Raw genomic sequence first — 526 nt, 5'->3', positions numbered from 1 at the left:
TATGACACTAATATGTCATCCGTCACGCTACGGAGCGATTTTAAGTCAGAGTTTGAGCTGCGCCACTAATTCGCTAGTTATTGATAATTCGCACCATTTTAACGATTGTTCGCAGATAACGTTTTTCCTTTTCAGGCTACGTTATCTGCTTCAAACCATTAAAAGAAGGCCGCACCAATAGCCAATAACACGAACAAAACAGCGGTTACTTTACGGATCAAACCCAATGGCATCTTGTCTGCTGAAAGCTTACCAATCAACACCACTGGCACGTTGGCCAACAGCATACCAATGGTCGTGCCAAGTATGACCCAACTCAGCGCATCCGCGTATTGCGCGCCTAGAATGGAAGTCGCAATCTGAGTTTTATCACCGATTTCAGCAACAAAGAAGGCAATAAAGCTGGCAATGAATGGTCCACGATTCGAGAGCTCTTCGTCGTCATCCAGTTTGTCTGGGATCAGAACCCAAGCTGCCATGGCAACAAAACTGACCACCAGCACCCATTTTAAAACATCAGGAGATA

The 526-nt window shown here is 45.2% G+C and carries 1 protein-coding gene; it reads right to left on the bottom strand.

Annotated features, from left to right (window positions below; genetic code table 11):
- Positions 1-158: 158 nt before the first annotated feature.
- Positions 159-526: TMEM165/GDT1 family protein (locus tag R7190_RS30460; RefSeq protein WP_318138289.1), on the bottom strand; the 368-nt coding region annotated here is incomplete at its 5' end.

It is taken from the genome of Vibrio sp. 1078-1 (genome assembly GCF_033340475.1).
This window is presented reverse-complemented; position numbering and strand designations above follow the sequence as displayed.